18 protein-coding genes are annotated in these 18,599 nt (G+C 44.1%); 14 read left to right on the plus strand and 4 right to left on the minus strand.

The genetic code is table 11. The features are described from left to right. Positions 1-29: 29 nt before the first annotated feature. The 6 genes from QVD32_RS09085 to QVD32_RS09110 all read left to right on the plus strand — a co-directional run bounded on the left by QVD32_RS09085 (position 30) and on the right by QVD32_RS09110 (position 5,628). Positions 30-1,220 carry a metallophosphoesterase gene (locus QVD32_RS09085; RefSeq protein ID WP_118687547.1) on the plus strand — a complete coding sequence of 397 codons (1,191 nt, stop codon included), beginning with the start codon at positions 30-32 and terminating at the stop codon, positions 1,218-1,220. Continuing rightward, positions 1,217-3,346 (plus strand): Tex family protein, encoded by a 2,130-nt coding sequence (locus tag QVD32_RS09090; RefSeq protein ID WP_118687546.1) that lies wholly within the window; start codon positions 1,217-1,219, stop codon positions 3,344-3,346. The genes QVD32_RS09085 and QVD32_RS09090 overlap by 4 nt, the downstream gene beginning before the upstream one ends. After that, on the plus strand, positions 3,343-3,723 hold the full coding sequence (gene folK, locus QVD32_RS09095; protein WP_118687545.1) for a 2-amino-4-hydroxy-6-hydroxymethyldihydropteridine diphosphokinase: 381 nt from the start codon (positions 3,343-3,345) through the stop codon (positions 3,721-3,723). The genes QVD32_RS09090 and folK overlap by 4 nt, the downstream gene beginning before the upstream one ends. 46 nt (positions 3,724-3,769) lie before the next feature. After that, positions 3,770-4,387 (plus strand): nitroreductase family protein, encoded by a 618-nt coding sequence (locus tag QVD32_RS09100; protein ID WP_287710201.1) that lies wholly within the window; start codon positions 3,770-3,772, stop codon positions 4,385-4,387. Further along, entirely contained in the window at positions 4,341-4,526 is a 186-nt protein-coding gene (locus tag QVD32_RS09105; RefSeq protein ID WP_008862276.1) for a hypothetical protein, read from the plus strand. The genes QVD32_RS09100 and QVD32_RS09105 overlap by 47 nt, the downstream gene beginning before the upstream one ends. 124 nt (positions 4,527-4,650) lie before the next feature. Further along, the gene (locus QVD32_RS09110) at positions 4,651-5,628 is read left to right on the plus strand and encodes a hypothetical protein (protein WP_118687543.1); all 978 of its coding nucleotides are present in this window, start codon (positions 4,651-4,653) and stop codon (positions 5,626-5,628) included. A 789-nt stretch (positions 5,629-6,417) separates the two neighbouring features. Here the strand turns inward: QVD32_RS09110 and QVD32_RS09115 are convergent. Next, complete coding sequence (locus QVD32_RS09115) at positions 6,418-7,068, minus strand: HAD family hydrolase (RefSeq protein ID WP_021891987.1); 651 nt, start codon at positions 7,066-7,068, stop codon at positions 6,418-6,420. A gap of 160 nt (positions 7,069-7,228) precedes the next feature. Between QVD32_RS09115 and QVD32_RS09120 the strand changes: the two genes are divergently transcribed. The 8 genes from QVD32_RS09120 (at position 7,229) to QVD32_RS09155 (ending at position 16,527) form a co-directional block, all read left to right on the plus strand. After that, positions 7,229-7,942, plus strand: coding sequence for an HAD family hydrolase (locus tag QVD32_RS09120; RefSeq protein ID WP_008862279.1), 714 nt, complete (start codon positions 7,229-7,231; stop codon positions 7,940-7,942). A 309-nt stretch (positions 7,943-8,251) separates the two neighbouring features. Next, a complete protein-coding gene (locus QVD32_RS09125; RefSeq protein ID WP_008862280.1) occupies positions 8,252-9,928 on the plus strand; it encodes a putative transporter in 1,677 nt (558 codons plus the stop codon). 202 nt (positions 9,929-10,130) lie between these two features. Further along, a complete protein-coding gene (locus tag QVD32_RS09130) occupies positions 10,131-11,453 on the plus strand; it encodes a TolC family protein (RefSeq protein ID WP_118687542.1) in 1,323 nt (440 codons plus the stop codon). Positions 11,454-11,484: 31 nt separating this feature from the next. Next, positions 11,485-12,687: an efflux RND transporter periplasmic adaptor subunit gene (locus QVD32_RS09135; RefSeq protein WP_118687541.1), complete on the plus strand. Its 1,203-nt coding sequence runs from the start codon at positions 11,485-11,487 to the stop codon at positions 12,685-12,687. 13 nt (positions 12,688-12,700) lie between these two features. Next, entirely contained in the window at positions 12,701-13,447 is a 747-nt protein-coding gene (locus QVD32_RS09140; RefSeq protein ID WP_046416138.1) for an ABC transporter ATP-binding protein, read from the plus strand. Positions 13,448-13,458: 11 nt separating this feature from the next. Continuing rightward, on the plus strand, positions 13,459-14,679 hold the full coding sequence (locus tag QVD32_RS09145; RefSeq protein ID WP_008862289.1) for an ABC transporter permease: 1,221 nt from the start codon (positions 13,459-13,461) through the stop codon (positions 14,677-14,679). A gap of 36 nt (positions 14,680-14,715) precedes the next feature. Further along, positions 14,716-15,783: a sensor histidine kinase gene (locus tag QVD32_RS09150; RefSeq protein ID WP_021891992.1), complete on the plus strand. Its 1,068-nt coding sequence runs from the start codon at positions 14,716-14,718 to the stop codon at positions 15,781-15,783. 15 nt (positions 15,784-15,798) lie between these two features. Then, positions 15,799-16,527 (plus strand): LytR/AlgR family response regulator transcription factor, encoded by a 729-nt coding sequence (locus QVD32_RS09155; protein WP_008862291.1) that lies wholly within the window; start codon positions 15,799-15,801, stop codon positions 16,525-16,527. A 63-nt stretch (positions 16,528-16,590) separates the two neighbouring features. Here QVD32_RS09155 and QVD32_RS09160 read toward each other — a convergent pair whose 3' ends face one another. Genes QVD32_RS09160 through QVD32_RS09170 form a run of 3 tightly spaced genes read right to left on the minus strand, consistent with a single transcriptional unit; the run spans position 16,591 to position 18,112 of the window. Further along, positions 16,591-16,917: a hypothetical protein gene (locus tag QVD32_RS09160; protein WP_008862292.1), complete on the minus strand. Its 327-nt coding sequence runs from the start codon at positions 16,915-16,917 to the stop codon at positions 16,591-16,593. Next, complete coding sequence (locus tag QVD32_RS09165) at positions 16,910-17,449, minus strand: RNA polymerase sigma factor (protein WP_021891993.1); 540 nt, start codon at positions 17,447-17,449, stop codon at positions 16,910-16,912. The genes QVD32_RS09160 and QVD32_RS09165 overlap by 8 nt, the downstream gene beginning before the upstream one ends. Before the next feature lie 9 nt (positions 17,450-17,458). Then, positions 17,459-18,112: a DUF6249 domain-containing protein gene (locus tag QVD32_RS09170; protein ID WP_021891994.1), complete on the minus strand. Its 654-nt coding sequence runs from the start codon at positions 18,110-18,112 to the stop codon at positions 17,459-17,461. Between the last annotated feature and the right edge of the window lie 487 nt (positions 18,113-18,599).

The raw sequence follows: 18,599 nt of genomic DNA on the forward strand, positions 1-18,599 counted from the left end.
GTTTCCTTCTCAACATTCGATAAAATTATATGCGGTTACCCCTTCTTCTCATTTTACTTCCACTGTTGGCTCTATCGGCCGATTTCTATATCTTTCGACGCAACTTCCGTCATAAATCTAAATGGATAAAAATTCTTTGGTGGGGCCTTTCCTTAGTCACTCTCCTTCTCGTGTGTATAGGGGTGACGGGGCTATTCGCTTTTCCGGGGAAGCTCGATATAAATATCTCCATGTGGATATTCTATATTTTCTTCTTGGTCTACATGCCCAAATGGTTTTACTCCATATTTTCTTTATTCGATTACGTCCCCCGTTTATGGAAAAGGAAGAAAGGGAAATGGGGTCACATGATCGGTACGGCATTAGCCCTGTATGTCATCGGGTCCATGCTCTACGGCGCATTCTATGCCCGACAACACCCCATATATAATTACAGGACAATCTCTTTTCCCAATTTGCCGGAAGACTTCGACGGATATCGCATCGTCCAATTCTCCGACCTCCACCTCGAAACTTTGGGCTCCGCAGCCAATTACTTGCCCCGATGGATAAACCGCATTAATCAACTACACCCCGACCTTATCGTTTTTACGGGAGACCTCGTCAACCGCCGAGGAAACGAACTGCCTCCTTACATGAACGTACTTTCCCGTCTCTCCGCACCCGATGGAGTATATTCTATCTTGGGAAATCACGATTACGGCGACTATTTCCATTGGGAAAACCCCGAAGGAAAAGAACAAACACTCCGTTCGCTCATCGTCAACGAGGAAAAAATGGGTTGGACGATGTTGAACAATCGTTCGGTATTTCTTCACCGGGGAAACGACAGCATCGCCCTTATCGGTGTTGAAAATTGGGGACTTCCACCTTTCCCGCAATACGGGAAATTGGATCAGGCATATTCCTCGTTGAACGATTCGGTTTTCAAAATACTGCTCTCTCACAACCCGCTGCATTGGAAACACGAAGTTATTCCACACTCGAACATCGACCTCACTTTATCGGGACACACCCATGCCATGCAGCTGAAATTAGGCTGGAAAGAATTTGAATATTCTTTTGCCGAACCCCTGTATCCCGAATGGAGCGGTCTATATACCGCCCCCGATAAACACCAAATGTTATACGTCAATGAAGGTATCGGTTGTGTATTCCTTCCCATGCGAATCGGCGCCCGCCCCGAAATCACGATTATAACATTAAAGAAAGAATCATGAATACATCGATATACAAGCTCCTGTCACAATCTCTGGGTTTTGCCGAGAAACAAATCGAAAAAACAATCGAACTGCTCGACAGCGGAGCCACTATTCCTTTCATCAGCCGTTACCGCAAAGAGGCTACCGGTTCCCTCGACGAGGTACAAATAGGTAATATCAAGGAAGCATACGATAAACTATGCGAGACCGAAAAACGAAAAAAATTTATCATTTCGACAATCGAGGAACAAGGAAAGTTGTCGGAAGAGTTGAAACAACGCATAGATTCTTGTTGGGACATTACCGAGCTCGAAGATATATACCTACCCTATAAACCCCATAGAAGAACCCGTGCAGAGATAGCCCGGGAACACGGATTAGAGCCCCTCGCCAAAATCATCATGGCGCAAAAAAGCGAAAATATAAAAACGAGTGCCGCCCGATTCGTTACTCCCGAAATCCCCGACGAACAAACAGCGGTCGAAGGAGCTTGCGACATTATCGTCGAATGGGTCTCCGAGAACGAACGAGCCAGAAATACCATTCGGCGTTGTTTCGAGCACAGTGCTGTCGTCCATGCAAAAGTCATTAAAGGGAAAGAAACCGAAGGCGATAAATACCGCGATTACTTCGAATGGAGCGAACCGTTACGACGTTGTGCTTCCCATAAAATCTTAGCGGTGAGACGAGGAGAAAATGAAGGTATTCTCAGAGTTTCTATTACCCCCGACGACGATACAGCGATAGAACGGTTACAACAAATATTTATCAAAGGCTCAGGAGAAACGTCGAACCTTGTCGACAAAGCGATAAAAGATAGTTATAAAAGACTTCTGCGCCCTTCCATAGAAAGTGAATTCGCCGCCGCTTCAAAAGAAAAGGCAGACAACGAAGCTATCCGAATTTTTGCGGAAAACGTGCGACAATTACTTTTAGCGCCACCATTAGGACAAAAACGAGTATTAGCCATAGACCCGGGATTCCGGACCGGCTGTAAAGTAGTTTGTCTCGACGCTCAGGGAAATCTATTACACAACGAAACCATATACCCTCACCCGCCTCGTCAAGATTCGGCAGGAGCTGCACGCAAACTCACACAGCTGGTAGAAAGCTACAAAATCGAAGCTATCGCCATCGGAAACGGAACTGCCGGACGGGAAACGGAACAATTCGTCACAAACCTCCGTTACGACCGCAAGATACAGGTCTTCGTCGTCAGCGAAAGCGGCGCATCTATCTATTCCGCCTCAAAAGTAGCTCGGGAAGAATTTCCCGAACACGATGTGACGGTGCGTGGTGCTGTATCTATCGGTCGCAGACTCATAGATCCGTTGGCCGAGTTAGTCAAAATCGACCCGAAATCTATCGGGGTAGGACAATATCAACACGATGTCGACCAAACCAAACTGAAAAAATCGCTCGACCGAACGATTGAGTTTTGTGTAAACTCCGTGGGGGTAAACGTAAACACCGCCAGCAAGCACCTGCTCACTTATATATCGGGATTAGGCCCTCAACTCGCTCAAAACATAGTCGATTATCGCAAAGAGAACGGAGACTTCGCCCGAAGAACCGACTTGCTCAAAGTACCCCGCATGGGAGCCAAAGCGTTCGAACAAGCCGCCGGGTTCCTTCGTATTCCCCATGCACAAAATCCGCTCGACAATTCTGCCGTCCACCCGGAACGATATCCCATCGTAGAAAAAATGGCGGACGATCTGAACTGCACCGTAAGCGATCTGATAGAAAACAAAGAGCTGAAAAAACAGCTCGACCTCAAAAACTACATATCCGGAGATGTGGGTATACCCACTTTATCCGACATCATCGCCGAACTCGACAAGCCCGGCCGGGACCCTCGCCGTTATATCGAAATGATGGAATTCGACGCCAAAGTCAAAACGATAGACGACTTACAAGAAGGAATGATTCTCAACGGTATAGTCACCAACATTACCCAATTCGGCTGTTTCGTCGACATCGGTATCAAAGAAAACGGATTGGTACATATCTCGCAAATGGCCGACCGATATATTTCCAATCCGGCCGAGATCGTCTCTATGCACCAACCGGTTAAAGTCCGTGTCATCGGTATCGACCGAGAACGGAAACGTATACAACTCTCCCTAAAAGATGTGTCATGAATACAGTTTTGATCAGCCTAGCCTCAAATACGCCCGACAAACTGCGACAAATGAATAACGCATTTGCCGAATTACAGGAAATGGGACTCGTTGCCGCATCTTCTTCTATTTATGAAACGGTAGCTTGCGGAAGCATAAAAAGCCCCAACTACCTCAATGCCGTAGTTAAAATATTCACCGATACTGATCATCAAGAACTATATGATGTCTTAAAAACGATGGAGAAGGCACACGGCCGTACCCCCGAATCGAAACTTTCCGGTAAAATTCCATTAGACATCGACATCGTTGTCTGGAACGGAGAAATAATCCGTCCTCAGGACTGGAAACAAGATTACTTCCAGACAGGACTTAAAGAACTGGAACAAATGACTTGAAAACCTTTCTATACACTTAATCGTTTAACTCAAAATACCATTCATTATGAAAACAATCGAAGAAACTTTACTGAACCGCACATCGGTCCGTCGCTACGAATACGATAAGATACCGTCCGAAACGCTCGATTTCATCTATCGAGCCATCGCGAATACCCCGACAAGTTACAACGGGCAACAATTCTCGGTAATAGCTATCGACGATCAATCCATTAAAGAAGAGCTCTACGCCATTACAAACCAAAAACAAATTAAAACTTGCGCCACTTTACTGGTATTCTGCGCCGACTATCATAAAATTGACATCTTGGCACAAAAAAAGGGAATCGACAATCCTCATTTCGAGAATACGCTCGACGGCGTTATGGTAGGAATCATCGATGCTGCCCTAGCTATGCAGAATGCGGTAGTAGCAGCCCAAGCCGCCGGACTCGGTAGCTGCTGCGTAGGTTATGCTCGTACAGCCAATCCGGAGAAAATAGCCGAAATTCTAAAATTACCCGAAGGTACTTGTCGTTTGTGCACTCACATTGGGCATACCCAGAGAATCACCCGACTTAAAGCCCAAACAACCGCTATCATTAGTCATACACCACAATCATTACCGTACCGACGACATGGCTCCCGAGCTCGAACAATACGACCGAACCATATCCGAATATAATCGCCACCGCAGCGGAACGACCTCCGAAAACGACTGGTGCGCCCATATTTTAGATTATTACCGGATAGCTTTGGGCTACGACATGGAAGGCTATTTGAACAAACAAGGGTTCAAACTCCCGTTCTCCGATAAGAAATAATAATATTATATATACTATAATAGGGGGAAAGAGAAAATCACAATCAGATTTTTATGTATATCTTTGAAGTCGATTACAATAAAACGGTTTCAAAGATATACGAATCATCAAACCCATACTTACTATGAAAACCAAAGCCATTCTCAGTTCCTTATTAGTCTGCATAGTAACGACATTATCTGCCCAAATCAATCTCAACGATTCTACGGTACAAGTTGTAGCCTATTGGTCGAAAGGTGACAGTTACGATTATCTGTACGATTATTACAAATACAACATACAGGGCAAAGACACCATATCGTGGGAAAGAACCATATCCAAGATAAATATCACGGTTATCGACTCTACCGAAAACAGCTATACGCTACAAGCCGTTTATGATACTCCCAACGCCATTCGCTCTGGTTCGGACAGTATAAGCCGAGAACTCACCTCTCGAATAAGCCGGACTTTCGGCAACGACACAGTCATCGTCGAGACAAACGAATTGGGCACGATAAAACGGCTTGTCAATTTCGACAAACTGAGGTCTCGTTACCTGAAAGCCGCCGAAATGACGGCCGAAGCATTAAGCGCCCAACAAGGTTCCGAAGCGCAAAAAGATTCCCTCTTCCGGTTTCTCAAATCCACCCTGTCCAAACAGATGGGCGACACGACCGTCGTAGTATCCACCGCACTCGAAGAACTATCCTTTCTACTCTACTATCACGGTTGTAAAATGGATTTTGACGAAGAATATCAAATCGAAGAAAATTTCCCATCTCTTCTCGGTGGTGCACCCTGTAAAGGTATGAGAACATTTTGGATCGATGAAGTCGATCCCGAAAACGGGTCCTTTCGCATAGCCAGCGACGCAATAGTAAATACCGACCAAGCCATAAAGCAATTTATAGAACTCATACAGAGCAATCTACCCGAAGAAGACAGGAGAAAACCGATTGACAGTTCTCAAATTCCGATTATTATGGCCCAAGATCAAAACGACACTTATATACACGCCGATACCGGTTGGCCTCTCGTCGTCTATTACACCCGAACGACACAAGTAGGCGAAAATAGAAGCGGAATAGAAATTTCTTTGGAAATAGATATCCCCGAATAATATATGACATATAACGAAAAAAACGGGCGGTTAAGCGACATGTTTACGCTTTTTGTCGATACTGTTTTGGTTCTTTATGAAATTTAGATATATTTGTATCACAATTAATTAATCGCCCCATGTAAATATTACAGACTATTTTTTTCGATTAACTATTCTATATATTTTGGTTATGTAACAATTCCGCTGTGAAGCGGGGTTGTTACTTTTTTATCGTTTCACAAAAGAATCCCCAATCTCACAAAATCGAAATATCGGTTCAGTAGAAAATCGGTGGAGGTAAACATGAATTTTAGCAAATGAGATGGGTTGCGTTCCTCCTTTGCCTTGTCCCGTAGACTTACGGGGAGTCGTGTAACAATATAGAGGAGAGGGGGTGGAAAGATTTCATAAACTTTTTAGCTATAAGAGTTAACCCTTCGGTCCGGCGGACACCGCCCCTATATTTTACTGTGCAAAACACAGGGGAAGAGGCTTAACAACAGTCTGTTACATCGTTTTAACGAATGAGATAATTGTATTTACACTTCTCCCCTGTGTGGCGGTAGCCATATAGGGGAGACACCGAAGAAACGGCAGTTTCTGAGAAGAGGGGTTGGAAAGATTTCATAGACTTTTTGGCTGTAAGGGTCACACCCCGTCACTGCGTGACACCACTCCTATATGGCTAACAAAACACCTCGTAAGGCTACGGGACACGGCAGGGGAGAAGGACGGACTAAGATGTCTCTGCGAAATTTTTTTCCTCCCTACCTGCGAATATAAGAGTTAAAAGACAATCCCCACTAATTATAGACTGAGCCGGAGTATCTCGATGGGACTATCCACTAAATGACAAGCTCCGGCTTCAATCAATTCTTCACGGCTCCGAAATCCCCATGTTACACCGACCGATTCGACCCCGGCAGCCTTCGCGGTAAACATATCTACATCTGAATCTCCCACATACAGGGCTTTTTCCGCCTCAACCCCCGACTTATTTAGAATTTCATATACAATATCGGGAGCTGGCTTTACCGGAATGCCGTCACGCTGTCCCAATACAGATACGAAATCGATTCCGGGGAAAAAATACTGTATTAACTTTTGGGTTCCTGCCTGATATTTATTCGACGCCACAGCTATTTTCACACCATGAGAATTTAAAACAGACAATAATTCCTCCACTTTATCGTAAGGGCGAGTATAATCGGTATTATGTACCGAGTAATATTCCAAAAAATAGCTCCTCACACGAGATACATTATCCGACGAACGACACTCTTCCGGCAAAGCTCGCTCGAACAATTTAGTTATTCCGTTCCCTACAAAATGAAAATATTCCTCCTCCCTATGTTTTGGAAAACCGCAACGATGCAAAGCATAGTTCGTACTGATAGCCAAATCGGCAATCGTGTTTAACAAAGTCCCGTCCAAATCAAAAATAACCAACTCCTTCATCTTCTTTTATTTTACAAAATACAAAGGTAGTGTAAAGCAAACGCAGAAACAATCAAAATTCACAAATCCGAAATTTAGGACAATTATATGCCCATTACGACCTTGTGAAGAATCACCTCCCGAAATAACTTTGCCCCCATCTTCAAGAAAAAATAAAACGATGGAAAAGAGACACGACATAAAAGGTATTCTATTCAATTTCTCAGGTACAATCGATACCGAGGGGAGTGATTGGTTCGACCTCATTTGGAAAGAATACAGGGAAATCGGGATACCTATAACCAAGAGCGACTATCTGGCCGCCCATGAATTTGCAGAAAAGGAAATATCCGAAAAAGGACTAATCGAACCCTGGTTTAATTTTTATTTTACCTTACATACCAAACTATCGCTTCAAATCAAATATCTTATTTCAAAAGGATTATTATCCGACAATCGATGTACTCAAAAGTATGCCCAACAACTAGCCACGATTTGTTATAACATGGCGATCATGTATGTAAGACAAAACGAAAAAACACTCGAAAACTTGGTAAAACAGTATCGTTTGGGAATCGTCGCTCAATCATACGGAAACCTACCGGCTGTTTTGGTAGATTTCGGATTGGCCTCCTACTTCACCGATGTCATTGAATCCAGCATGGTGAACCTGAGCAAACCCGATAAAGAAATATTCCGGTTATCGGTCAATGCGTTACATATCGAGCCGGAAGAAACTCTATGCGTCAGCAACTCTCTAAACAGCGACTTATTGCCGGCAAAAGACATCGGCTGCAAAACAGCATGGCTCTGCCAACGAACGGTTCCCCAAGCTAAAAGAGTTTCGAACTACCACATAGCCTCTTTAAAAGAATTGAATAATCTACTATCCTAAAACTATAATAGTATACGCCGAAGATTATAACAAACTTGTTATTACGGCGCATTCTATTACATGAAGACAAATCTAACTGAAATATTCCGGAAACTGTGCGGGAGCATGGTCGAGGAAGGCTCTTAGCATAAAAAAGTGTATTGACTTGATGGAAAGCCACAGACGTGATGTCTGAGGCTTTTTTCGTTTCATACGCAAATAAATCGAACCGGCTCTCAAAATGCACAAACAAAATCTTCCTTTAAAGGATTGTTTATACAGATTATTGCTACCTTTGCAAAAAAATTAAAAAAATACTATTTATCTGCAATGGATTGGATTCAAAATCTATTATTCAATGACGCCTCGGTAGCCCACACCGTTATCCTGTATGCATTTGTCATCGCATTGGGTGTAGCCTTAGGAAAGATGAAATTCTTCGGCATTTCATTAGGAGTCACATTTGTACTTTTCGTCGGCTTGATTGCCGGGCACTTCGGTTTTTCCGCCGAAAAAAACATACTCCATTTCGTACAGGAGTTTGGGCTGATTCTATTCATTTATTCCATTGGACTGCAAGTAGGACCGAGTTTTTTCTCTTCCTTTAAAAAAGGAGGACTAACCCTAAATATGCTGGCTGTCGGTATTGTCATACTCAACATAGCGGTCGCTCTCACCCTCTACTTTATACATCAGGGAGAAATAAGTATGCCCATGATGGTAGGTATTCTTTCGGGGGCTGTCACGAACACACCGGGATTAGGAGCAGCGCAACAAACGCTTTCACAGCTCAAATTCGACGGGTCCATTTCCGAGGTTCCAGAAATCGCTCTCGGATATGCGGCCGCCTATCCGTTGGGAGTAATCGGAATCATCGCCTCCATGCTGGTTATCCGGGCGATTTTCAAAGTTAAAATGGAAAAAGAAAGTCGACAAATCGAAGAAGAAAACCAATCGAGCCAACTCGTCCCGCATGTCGTTACTTATAAAGTAGAAAACAAACTTATCTTTGGCAGGACTCTCGACGATTTGACCAAACTCATCGACCGTAATTTTGTAGTATCGCGTATTAAACATAATGACGAAGTAATCATACCCAACTCAGATACGACACTCCAAGAAGGAGACTTGCTTCTCGTTGTCCTCTCTTTACATGACGAAAGCGCATTGGAAGCATTTATAGGTCGCCCCGTCGAAATGAACTGGGAAGCTATTCCTGCCCCTGTGGTTTCTCGTCGAATACTGGTTACCCGCCCCGAATTCAACGGACGCAAGATCGGAAGCCTACGTCTCAGAATGGGATACCGGTTGAATGCGACCCGTGTAAACCGAGCCGGTCTTGATCTTCTAGCCAATCCTAATCTGGAATTACAAATAGGAGACCGTCTTACCGTTGTAGGACGAATCGAAGACATCAATCGTTTGGCCGAGAAACTCGGTAACTCTACGAAACGCCTCCACGAACCCAACATGGTAACGCTATTCGTAGGTATATTCCTCGGTATCATATTGGGAAGCATTCCTCTCGCCATTCCGGGAATGAGTGTTCCCATGAAGTTGGGATTAGCTGGGGGACCGCTGGTCGTCGCAATTCTCTTGGGCCGTTTCGGTCATAAAATACACCTCGTCACTTACACTTCGACCGGAGCCAGTCTCATGCTACGGGAAATAGGTATCTGTCTTTTCTTAGCCAGTGTAGGTATATCGGCAGGAGGCGAATTCGTCAACACGATTATGTCCGGCGGACTCATTTGGGTATGGTGGGGATTTCTCATCACCGTGATTCCTCTTCTCATCATCGGAATTATTGCCCGAGCCCACTACAAGATCAACTATTGCTCTATCATGGGATTGCTTTCAGGAGCTTGTACCGATCCCCCCGCCCTCGCCTATGGCAACAAGGTATCGGGGAACGATGCCCCATCGGTAGCTTACTCGACGGTTTACCCGCTCGCCATGTTCCTGCGGGTGCTTTCGGCACAACTGCTTATTTTACTTTTCTATTAAAGTTATAAATAACAAATATTTAGAGAGGAAAATTCCAGTCGGAATTTTCCTCTTCCTTTTTACAAAAATAAAAACATAGAATACTTTACCCGTTTATCGATAAAAGAAGACACTTTATCCGCAAAAAAAGGGACTCTTTCTATTACTTTTCTTTCATCATCGGCTAAATGTTAAATTTGAATCAAAATTTAACGTATCGATAATGAAAAAATTAATAATATCCACCGGAGTCCCCCTGCTTCTATGCAGTACTGCTTTATGGGCACAAGAAAAAATACCCTCCACATGGACATTACAAGACTGTTTCGAATACGCCCGTGACCACAGCATCACCCTGCAACAAAACCGACTGTCCGTAGAAGAAAGCGAGGTTAACACCAAAGAGGCAAAAGCTCAACTTTTTCCTTCGTTCGACTTCTCGACCTCCCATAATTACAATAACTATCCGATGGCTGATGGCAGCCGGTCGGGGAAAAACGTCTATACGGGAACCTACGGAATCGACGCATCATGGACAATTTTCGATGGGAAACGGCGAAACACGATTAAAGCCAACCGAATACAAGAGAAGCAACAACAATACGCATTCAAAGAAACACTCGATAATTTGCAAATAGAAATCCTCACCGACTACCTCCAAATTCTTTATGCCGAGGAAGCCGTGAACATTTGCAAACAGACAGTAGAAGTTTCCCTTCGCCAAGTAGAACGATCTCGCGAATTACTGGCTGCCGGTTCTATTTCCAAAAGCGATTTGGCCCAGCTCGAAGCCCAATACAGTAACGACAAATACCAATTAGTCACAGCCGAAGCCAATCGAGACCAATTAAAACTCGAACTAAAACAATTACTCGAGCTCGACATCAATCAAGAGATGAATCTGGCAACTCCCGAAATCGACGAAAGCAAAGTTCTCGTTCCCCTACCCGATAAAAGCACGGTCTACACTACGGCATTAGGGTTCGTCCCCTCCATACAGAGCGGTAAATTAGAACTCGAAGTCGCCGAACTGAATATAGCGAATGCCAAAGCCGGCTACTACCCCAATCTCTCCTTGAATGCCGGTATAGGCAGCGGACACAATACAGGGAACAACGGGAGTTTCGGGACTCAAATGAAACAAGGATTCAACGAATCGGTAGGGCTGACGCTATCCGTCCCTATATATAGCCGCCGCTCTAACAAATCGGCTGTCGAACGGGCAAAAATTCAACAAAAAATCAGCCAATTGGATCTTAAAAATCAAGAAAAGGATTTGCTGAACCAAATAGAAAACGTATGGCTCGATGCTTCGTCCGCCCAATCGAAATACCTTGCGGCAAAAGAACAGCTCAACGCCACAAAGACCTCCTACGAACTCACCGAAGAACAGTTCTACCTCGGTATGAAAAATACGGTCGAGATGCTCACGGCGAAAAACAACTGGCTGTCGGCTCAACAAGAAGAACTGCAATCCCGTTTCATGGCTTTGCTCAATTTGAAACTACTCGACTATTACGAAAACAAACCTCTTACCCTCGACTAACTCAAACTCGAATATAAACTGTCATCGAAATATGAAATCAAAAAAAATCATCATCGCTACCGTATCGACCATTGTCGCCATCGCCATACTCTGGTTCTGTTTCGGCGGGAAGTCGAAGAGCGCGAACTATATTATCGAAACGGCTCAGGCTGTACGAGGAGACGTCTCGGAAGCCGTCACGGCAACCGGAACAATCGAGCCGGTCACACAAGTCGAAGTCGGGACACAAGTATCGGGTATCATCGACAAACTGTATGCCGACTACAACTCCATCGTAACCAAAGGACAACTCATCGCCGAAATGGATAAAGTCACTTTGCAAAGCGAACTCACCTCCCAGCAGGCCACGTACGACGGAGCAAAAGCCGAATATGAATATCAAGAAAAAAACTTTTTCAGAAACAAGGCCCTGCACGAGAAACAACTCATCAGCGACACCGAATACGAAGAGTCGAAATACAACTACGCAAAAGCTAAAAGTACCTTCGAAAGCAGCGAGGCAAATCTGGCTAAGGCTAAACGAAATTTAGCTTATGCCACTATTACTTCGCCTATCGACGGCGTAGTCATCAGTCGGGCGGTCGAAGAGGGACAAACCGTAGCTGCCGGATTCGAAACGCCGACCCTCTTTACCATTGCTGCCGACCTGACCCAAATGCAGGTTATAGCCGATGTCGATGAAGCCGATATTGGCGGGGTGCAAGAGGGGCAAAGAGTCATATTCACCGTCGACGCTTACCCCAACGACACGTTTGAGGGAACAGTCACACAAGTGCGCTTAGAGGCCACGGAAGAAAGCAATGTAGTCACTTACGAAGTGGTTATCTCTGCCCATAATCCCGATTTGAAATTAAAACCGGGATTAACCGCCAACATCACCATTTACACCGCCGAACGCCGCAATGTCGTGAATATACTGCTCAAAGCCCTTCGATTCGTTCCCGATCCGCCATCGGGCAAAAAACGCCACGAACCGGAAGATTTGCCTCAACAAGAAATATCCGGAAACGACAGCTTGAAAATCGTTTGGGTACAAGACGGGCAAGAATGGAAACCTCGTAAGGTCGTCGTAGGCATGGACAATAGCGTAAACGTCGAAATTTGCTCCGGGTTGGAAGCCGGTGAAACCGTAGCCATAGACCGCAAAAGTAATATAAACGCTACCAATCGACAATTATCGGAAGAGAAAGAAGAAAGCCCGTTCATGCCCAAACCGCCGGGAAAAAAGAAATAATCAGGAAACCGACATGACAACGAACGAAATCATTCGATTAGAAAACATAAGACGCAATTTTATCGTAGGGAGTGAAACCGTACATGCTCTGCGAGGCGTCAATTTCACCATAAATTCCGGTGAGTTCGTAACCATTATGGGAACCAGCGGCTCGGGAAAATCCACTCTGCTCAATATACTCGGCTGCCTCGACACCCCCACATCGGGAGAGTATTACCTCGATGGTATTTCGGTTCGGAGTATGGGTAAGAACGAACGGTCGGTTTTGCGAAATCGGAAAATCGGGTTCGTATTTCAATCCTACAACTTGTTGCCCAAAACGACCGCCCTCGAAAATGTGGAATTACCCCTCATGTACAACTCCTCCATCTCGGCCAAAGAAAGGCACAAACTGGCATCGAAAGCTCTTGATGCCGTTGGACTGTCCGAGCGAAAAAATCATAAATCCAACCAAATGTCGGGAGGGCAACAACAGCGGGTAGCGATAGCTCGCGCATTGGTTAACGACCCTGTAATCATTCTTGCCGACGAAGCCACAGGAAACCTTGACACCCGGACTTCATTCGAAATTTTGGTTCTCTTTCAGGAACTGCATGCCCGGGGACGTACCATTATCTTTGTGACCCACAATCCTGAATTATCGGCATACAGTAGCCGAAACATCGTATTACGGGACGGGAAAGTAATCTCCGATACACGGAACGAAAAACAAGCATCGGCTTTGGAAATGCTGCAAAAACTACCGGTGGAAACCGACTAAGGAATAATATTATGAATCTGACCAATCTGACTAAAATAGCTCTAAAAGCGCTCAATAACAATAAGCTACGTTGCTTCCTCACCATGTTGGGTATCATCATCGGCGTGGCATCCGTCATCACGATGCTGGCCATCGGACAAGGTTCGAAACGAAGCATACGAGAACAAATCTCAGAAATGGGTTCAAACATGATCATGATACACCCCGGCAACATGGAAAGAGGGGGTGTAAGGCAAGACGCATCGTCTATGCAAACACTCAAATTAAACGATTATAAATCCATCTCCGAACAAGCTGAATACGTGTCGGCTTGTTCCCCCTCGGTAAACAGCAGCGGACAATTCATATATGGAGCGAACAACTATCCCAGTACGATATACGGTATTACCGAAGATTATCTGGATATTCGTAAAATTTCTTTGGAAGAGGGAAGCATGTTCACTCCACAAGACGTCATCACTTCTGCCAAAGTCTGTTTAATCGGGAAAACCATTACCGACAATCTCTTCCCCAATGGAGAAAGCCCGATTGGAAAAGTAATCCGGTTCAATAAAATTCCCCTTAAAGTCATAGGTACTCTCACGCCCAAAGGATACAACAGCATGGGTATGGACCAAGACGATATGGTACTCGCACCGTATACTACGGTACAGAAACGCATTCTCGCCATTACCTACTTGCAAGGTATCTACTGTTCGGCATTGTCGGAAGAACTTACCCCTCAGGCAACCGAAGAAATCAGCGAGATTCTACGGAAAAACCATAAAATAAAAGAAGGAGAAGATGATGATTTCGAAATACGTTCACAAGAAGAACTAAGTTCCATGTTAAGCTCGACAACCGACATGATGACAATCTTGCTCGCCTGCATTGCAGGTATATCGTTATTAGTCGGAGGTATCGGAATCATGAATATCATGTATGTCTCCGTAACGGAACGCACTCGGGAAATAGGGTTGCGCATGTCCATCGGAGCCAGAGGTATCGATATCCTCGCCCAATTCCTTATCGAAGCTGTTCTCATTAGCGTTACCGGCGGCATTATCGGGGTCGTCTTCGGAGTAGGTGCATCGGTAATCGTCAACGTCCTGTTCAAATGGCCTGTCTACGTACAAGCCTATTCGGTCATACTTTCTTTCTTCGTTTGTACGATAACCGGGATATTCTTCGGTTGGTATCCGGCTCGTAAAGCCGCTAATCTCGATCCCATCGAAGCGATTCGCTACGAATAATTTCACTTTTACCTTTCAAATGAATATATTTGTACAATGGCATCCGATAAGCTACATCTAAGTAAAAAATGGAATACCGTCTTTATACATCTGGCGGCATGGAGTATCTTGTTTATTTTTCCACTCTTGTTTATCGAACGATTCGGGAACATCAACCGAATGCACAATTTCAGCCTGATAAAATTTTATATCCAACCGATTTGCATAGCCTGTATTTTTTACATCAACTACTTATGGCTCATCGATAAAGTCCTGTTTCGTAAAAAAACCATACGATTCATTCTCTACAATTTATTACTGGTAGTCATGGCCAATATAGCTATCTATTTGGTACACCGCATGGTCATTCCCGAAAGCATTCTGCATCAAAGACCCACTCCCATTCCCCCTCCTCGCCCAGGGTTCATGCAATGGCAAGATTCCATTACACTGGTTCTGGTCGTTGGGCTGAGTGCCGCTATTAAAGTCACTCAAAAATGGATCACAACCGAAAAAGAACGTAAGCAGTTGGAACAGGAACGTACCGAAGCAGAATTGAAAAATTTGAAAAATCAACTCAATCCTCATTTTCTATTCAATACGCTCAACAATATCTACTCGCTTATCGCTATCAGTCCCGAACGGGCCCAAAGCGCAGTTCTTGAACTGAGCAAGTTGTTGCGTTACGTCCTCTACGAAAATACACAGCCCTATGTTCCTATGGAAAAAGAACTGGAATTCAACCATAACTACATCGAGCTCATGCGATTGAGGCTTGCCCGCCACGTCCAAGTAGATGTAAATATTCCTACCGGCTTGTGTCGAGGGTATAAAATAGCACCGTTGCTTTTCATCACACTCATCGAGAATGCTTTCAAACACGGGACCAGCGCATCTACCCGATCTTTCGTAAAAATCAATATGTCCGAACCTTCACCGGGAGTTATCGAATGCGATATAGAAAACAGCAGCTTCCCGAAAAATGAAACCGACAAGAGCGGTTCAGGTATCGGACTAAAAAATCTATCCCGACAACTCGAACTTCTATACCCGGGAAAATATAATCTGCATGCCGAGAGCGATTCGCACATCTACCGCTCCATGTTGACTATCGACCTGAATTAAATAAACACTGCGACTATGATATTGAAATGTTGTATTATCGACGATGAACCCCTTGCAATCGAGCTACTGGAAAGCTATGTCAAGAAAACGCCTTTTCTACAATTGGAGGCTTCGTTTACCTCGGCTGTTCAAGCGATCGAAAGAATCTCGAAAGGAGATATAGATTTGATATTTCTCGATATACAAATGCCCGAGCTGGACGGTATGGAATTTTCCCGCATGATAGAAGGGAAAAGCCGTGTCATTTTCACTACGGCATTCGGACAATATGCCGTAGACAGTTATAAAGTCAACGCCGTCGATTATTTGTTGAAACCTTTTGCCTACACCGATTTCCTGAAAGCGGCACAAAAAGCGTTGCAATGGTTCGAATTATCGTCCGGGACGGGTGAAATGCATTCCCCAGACAAATCATATATCTTTGTAAAAAGCGATTATAAACTTAAACAGATTCCCCTCGATAAAGTACTCTATATCGAAGGGCTGAAAGATTATGTAAAAATTTACCTCGAAGACGAACCGCACCCCATTCTTTCCCTGCTTAGCTTGAAATCCCTCGAAGAGATGTTACCCGATAGTCGGTTCATTCGGGTGCACCGGTCGTTCATCGTGCAGGGCTGTAAAATCAAAATGATCGATCGCAACCGAATCGTATTTGGCAAAGAATACATTCCTATCTCAGATACTTACAAAGATTCTTTCGCCGAATTTATCTCCCGCCACACTCCGCTATCCAACAAATAGAACGAGAGACATAAGTCTTGTTCGACCCATGCCTCTCGCTCGTTACTTAAATTTATTTCAGTTTTAGGAAGCATCATAAATCCTGCGCAGAAAGGAACCCAACTGTCCGACACACAACCCGCAAGCCACAGACAATCCCATGTAAGCCAACCAAGTGTGTGCACAAGTCCAACAAGGATTGTAAATCATTTCTTTGGCAAATATCAAGCATAGAACCGTACAAATTGCAATAACAAGTACCGAAACGACAAATGAAATTTTGGCTTCTATGCTCCATCGCTTGCGAGGCAGTCTATTCAACACCCTACGCGTGAACCACTTATCTGTCCGAAGTTCCAACGAATGATCGCCGAAAAACTCCCGCCACTGATTGTCATTCCATTCATTCATATCCGTTTTTCTTTAAATATTCACCCAATTTTTGTTTTGCACGAAATAAATGCGACTTTACCGTACCTTCCGATATACTCATAATCTCTGCTATCTTTGCCACGGCAAGATCCTCGACGAAGAATAAAGTTATCGCCGTTCGCTCCTCGGGGCGTAAAATAGACAAAGCTCGCGATACATCGATATTCCGGTCCACACACTCAGGAGGTTGCTCCAACAGATTGGCCGCCTCGTCCACAGAAGCATCTTCCCATTCCCGGCTCTTTCGTAACTCATCGTAAAACACATTGTAAGCTACTCGATAAATCCATGTCGAAAAAGAAGACAAGCCTTTATAACTACGCAAATTATAATAAACTTTGATAAAAGTCTCCTGCGCCAAATCATCGCTGAGCACTGGATCTCCACCGGTAAGATTCAGGAAAAAGCGTTTCAATCGCACCTGATACTTATCGACAAGGCAGGCAAAAGCCCGCCGATCGTCGAACAAAGCACAACGAGTCACCCACGCTATATCCTCGTTCTTATTCATCGCTCCGGCCTACTCGATTTCGGTAGTTTGCTCATCGGTATCACGAACTTCCTTTCGCGATTCTACCCGATAAAGAATCAGTTTCCCTATACCTATCAAAGTGAATATGGCCGCCAAACCAACCAAAAGAGCCCCGAAACCTTCGTCCAATTCATAAGCCCCACCTATACACCATATAAAAGACCCGATTCCGACAGCCGTACAAACAAGACCTTGATTCAGAGTGGAAAATTTACTGGGTCGCTTCGACTCCGGTTCGTCGAAAAAGCCTTCGGGTAATTCTCGACCCGACTCTATCGCTTTTTCCATCACCCGATAGCGGGATTGTACTTTTTTATTACGATAATAAATATAGAAAAAGACAATTAAAAAAGCGATAAGAAAAGGTGAAACAATAGCAAAAAGAGGAACCAAAGAGTCTATTATATCCTCGGCATCCGGCTCATCTTGAAAGAGCGTTCTATCCCGTTCAAATTCGAGTTCCTTCATACGTATTTGAAAAGCCTCGCTCGGAGTCATACCGTTAAGTGTATCGGCTGCTACGACCGCTTCTTGTTGTGCCACAGGGCCATTCGATTTCAGAGGAGCTGTTGCCTCGGTTGCTGTTACGGCTCCTGTCCACGATACGATAGACAAAAGCATCATCATAAACATCTTTTTCATATTCTCTTCTATTTTAATTTTATAGGTTATTTATAGTCGTTCTCTTTCCGGAAATTCAATCATTAGACGTAACCAACCACTCGTTTGGTTGCAGAAACCTTGAATTTTTTTTCAAAAATAGTCTAAATGAAGGAACGGCACACATTATCTGCATGAAAATGAGATTAAAGAATGTTCTCTCTTTCTGTTGCTCCCGTATCATTGCAAAATGGAATATCGACGACATAAAAGAGATGAAACTAATCGACAGAAAGATTCATTAAAAGAAGGCAAAGGAATTACCCAAAAGGGAAGTACATATTTTATAAGCGAACTTATAAAATACCTTGCATAAAGAAAATCGAAACAAAACGGACAACAAGCGGGTAAAAAAAGTAATTTTGCATACCGAAGTTACGAAAAGAGTGTAATTTATTGGAAATGAGCGTAGGTTAATTGCTCTTGATAGTAATAGGTTACGATTTAGTTAGTTATCTACTGCATTATC

Origin of the sequence: Barnesiella sp., assembly GCF_022723415.1 — a bacterium.
In the GTDB taxonomy this organism is placed as follows: domain Bacteria; phylum Bacteroidota; class Bacteroidia; order Bacteroidales; family Barnesiellaceae; genus Barnesiella; species Barnesiella intestinihominis.